This window comes from Psychromonas sp. (genome assembly GCF_983033635.1).
This window is the reverse complement of record NZ_CEZLMY010000205.1, coordinates 1-3,917: the sequence shown is the minus strand read 5'-3', so window position 1 is coordinate 3,917 and position 3,917 is coordinate 1. Positions and strand designations below refer to the sequence as shown.

The 3,917-nt window shown below is 39.3% G+C and carries 4 protein-coding genes; 1 reads left to right on the top strand and 3 read right to left on the bottom strand.

The window, feature by feature from the left end:
- From AC4GME_RS16865 to apbC, 3 genes are all read right to left on the bottom strand, one after another.
- A partial coding sequence (locus tag AC4GME_RS16865) for a DUF2927 domain-containing protein (RefSeq protein ID WP_490379840.1) occupies positions 1-815 on the bottom strand: 815 nt, incomplete at its 3' end.
- A 36-nt stretch (positions 816-851) separates the two neighbouring features.
- Complete coding sequence (locus tag AC4GME_RS16860; protein WP_490379839.1) at positions 852-1,103, bottom strand: DUF2164 domain-containing protein; 252 nt, start codon at positions 1,101-1,103, stop codon at positions 852-854.
- 325 nt (positions 1,104-1,428) lie between these two features.
- Positions 1,429-2,511 carry an iron-sulfur cluster carrier protein ApbC gene (gene apbC / locus AC4GME_RS16855; RefSeq protein ID WP_490379838.1) on the bottom strand — a complete coding sequence of 361 codons (1,083 nt, stop codon included), beginning with the start codon at positions 2,509-2,511 and terminating at the stop codon, positions 1,429-1,431.
- Between the two features lie 185 nt (positions 2,512-2,696).
- Here apbC and metG point away from each other — a divergent pair.
- The coding region (metG, locus tag AC4GME_RS16850) for a methionine--tRNA ligase (protein WP_490379837.1) at positions 2,697-3,917 on the top strand (1,221 nt) is incomplete at its 3' end.

The window sequence follows — 3,917 nt, the reverse complement described above, 5'->3', positions numbered from 1 at the left end:
GCCCATTTTTTCATGCTGTTATCTAAAACACGCCATTGTGCATTTTCAATCTCGCCCAGCGATCTTAGCTGATCCAAAATTGCAGGAAGTTTGTTTCGGACTTGCGCTTCAGTCATACCCGGCTTTAATAATGGGTGATAGGCAATTTTTAATAGCAGGTAATCTAAACCGGATAGGTAACTGTCGATGCTGCGATCATTAAATATCGAGGGGTAAACGGCAGTAGAATCATTAGGAAGGCCCATCAATTGTGTTAACTCTTCTACAACGCAATCGAGTAACCGCCCTCTTTGGCGTACCCTGTCGACAGGGATAAATATTAAACCACGGGTGATTTCAAATTTAGCGTTACCTTGAAAATTCGCTAAACAAAGTGCATCACTGAGAATCTTATCAAGATCGACTATCTGCGCGCGCTTAACAATATTCGCTCTCATATTTTTAGACGAGCTAAACACAATAATAACATTTGCATCACTTTCAGATTGCACAAAGGTTAGCGGATGGGCAGTAATATACTGCAAATGCCTGGCTTGAACTGAATACAGTTTTTGTTGCAGTGTCGGATCGCCCAATTCACTTTTAATAAATATCTTAAGCGGCTCTTTCCAGCGCATAAAATGAGCTTTTTGCTTGCTGTGATATTCACGGTTCAGTGCTACATCTATAAAGCTATCAGTAATATATTGATCTTGTTGCCAATGTGCAGCTGCACGAACAGCAGGCGAATTTAATAATAAAAAACAGATTATTAACGTCAGCAAACGGTTAATGAATAAACATATAGCCTGTTTGAACTTAAGAATAAAAATCACCTTTCTTTCCTTAACAAAGTAATTAAGCACCGCTATTTAATCAAAATCAGTTACCTTTTCCAGTTCGTAAAATGATTCGGTAATGGTATCTAACTTTTCATCAAGCAGTGCGCGTGCATCATTTAGACCTTGGTTGTAATAATAACCACCTACTTTTTCACTGAAAAAATCCAGTAAAAACTCAGCATCAAAGTCGCCAATCTCTTGAGCTAACTCTTTATCAAAATATTTTTGAATCTGACTTACTAATAAGTTTTTTTGTTCACGTGTAAATTCTATATTTGCCATTTTAATTCCCACCTAAAATAATTATTGTAACTATGTCAGCCCCCAAAATATTTGAGGTGCTTTATTATATGTAAATGCTCAGGGCTAAGTTCAAGACGAAAAAGCGCAGTTTAGTCGTTTAAATACTACATACATCCTTGTACTACGCCTTTTAGGCCATTCTACGAATGTTGAAATTCTTTCCAGAAGAATTTTTGAGCATTTTTCAACGCGGACAAATATGTATGGAACATATTTGAATGGCTTTAGCCAGTTGCGTAGCAATGAAGTACACGGATGTACTTCATAAATAAGCTTAAATGGCGACGACCTGAGTAATTACTAATTATTTTACCTCCGTAATACTGATCTGCTCACTTGCTTGATTTAAATTGCGATATAGATTGATTGCTAAGGTTTCTGCTAAGTTTAAATAAGGAGAGATCAACTCAGGTTTCTCCCCCTTATTAACCGTAGGATTTCCTTGGTCGGTATCTTCCCGATAACTGATATGCAGAGGTAACTCGCCTAAAAAAGGTAAATCAAATTGCGCAGCTAATTTCTGTCCGCCACCTGTACCAAATATGGCTTCCTGATGACCACATTGACTGCACGCATAAAAGCTCATATTCTCAATAATACCTGCCACATTAAGATCAACTTTATTAAACATAGTCACACCTTTTTTAGCGTCCACTAAAGCAATATCTTGTGGTGTTGTCACCACCAATGCACTGCTTACCGGCACATTTTGAGACATGGTTAATTGAATATCACCGGTACCCGGCGGCATATCTACCACTAAATAATCAAGCTCCGGCCAATCGGTTTCATTTAAGACTTGCGATAATGCTTTACTGGCCATCGGGCCACGCCAGATCATCGCATCTTCCTCTTTAACCAAAAATCCAATGCTATTACAGACTAAACCACAGGCTTCAATCGGCAGCATCAATTTACCGTCGGCGCTACTTGGTTGAGCGTTTTTAACACCAAGCATAGTTGGAATAGACGGCCCATATATATCGGCATCTAAGATCCCCACTTTTGCGCCATTTTGTGACAAAGCAAGCGCCAGATTAACGCTGACCGTTGATTTACCGACCCCGCCTTTACCCGATGCAACGATCAGTATATTTTTGATATTTGCCAAGGTTGTTTTACTGCTGTCGCTCTGCAAAGCCGCAACTTGGTGTTTAATTTCCCAGCTTACTTTTTTAGCTAGGATTTTTTCAAGTTGAACAGCACTATCAGCTTGTAATGAACTTAACCAACCAGGCGCATAAAAAGGCAGATTACACTCAATTAAAGCAATCTTTTCATCGATTTTAATCCGCCCGTTTTCCAGTAGTTTGTTAATCACCATTAACGGATCATGAGCGACTAAACAATCAATAACCTGTTGAACTAAGTTGTTTTTATTAAACACTTTTGGCCACCTTTTACAAAAAAGTTAAGTATATGCAGTTTAGCAAAATAGCACCTTATTTCATCCCTAAATAAAAACCGGGTTTAACAGTGGGATTTCAGGCTGTAATTGGGTAGAATTGCCGACTTAAAAAAGATCGCACAGACTGAAGAATTCGTTTTAGATAAATAGGAATAACAAATAAAATGGCAAATCAAGATCGTAAAATCCTTGTTACCTGCGCCCTACCGTATGCTAATGGTCCTATCCATTTAGGTCATATGCTTGAGCACGTTCAAGCTGATATTTGGGTTCGTTTCCAGCGTTTACGTGGCAATAACATCCATTTTATTTGTGCTGATGATGCACACGGCACGCCTATCATGCTTAAAGCACAAGAGATGGGTATTAAGCCGGAAGAGATGATTGCCGATATTAAAGCCTCTCACGAAAGTGATTTCGCCGGTTTTGATATCAGCTTTGATCACTACCACTCGACGCATACAGAAGAAAACAAAGCACTCTCTTCGCAAATTTATATCGCACTGCGTGAAAATGGTTTCATCAAAACAAAAACTATCTCACAGTTATTTGATCCTGAAAAAGAGATGTTTTTACCGGATCGTTTTGTAAAAGGCACCTGCCCGAAATGTAAGTCTGACGATCAGTACGGTGATAACTGTGATAACTGTGGTGCAACTTACAGCCCGACAGAGATGATTAATCCAAAATCTGCCGTATCAGGTGCAACACCTGTTATGAAAGATACCGAGCACTTCTTTTTCGATCTGCCGCAGTTTGAAGATATGTTAAAAGTATGGACTAAATCAGGTGCACTGCAGACTGAAATGGCCAACAAAGTAGGTGAATGGTTTGAATTCGGTTTAAAACAGTGGGATATCACTCGTGATGCGCCTTACTTCGGTTTTGAAATTCCAGACGCACCGGGTAAATACTTCTACGTATGGTTAGATGCGCCAATCGGTTACATGGGCAGTTTCAAACACCTTTGTGATAAAACTGCCGGTCTTGATTTTGACGAATACTGGAAAAAAGACAGCAGCACTGAGCTGTATCATTTCATCGGTAAAGATATTGTTAACTTCCACAGCTTGTTCTGGCCGGCTGTTTTAGAAGGTTCAGGTTTCCGTAAACCAACGGGCGTGAATGTACATGGTTATGTAACAGTAAACGGTGCGAAGATGTCTAAATCTAAAGGCACTTTCATCAAAGCGAGTACCTACTTAGATAACCTGGATCCGGAATGTTTACGTTATTATTACGCAGCTAAATTAACCAGCCGTATTGATGATTTAGATCTTAACCTTGAAGATTTCACCCAGCGTGTTAACTCTGATGTGGTAAATAAACTGGTTAACCTTGCCTCTCGTACAGCAGGTTTCATCGCTAAAAAATACGATGGTCAA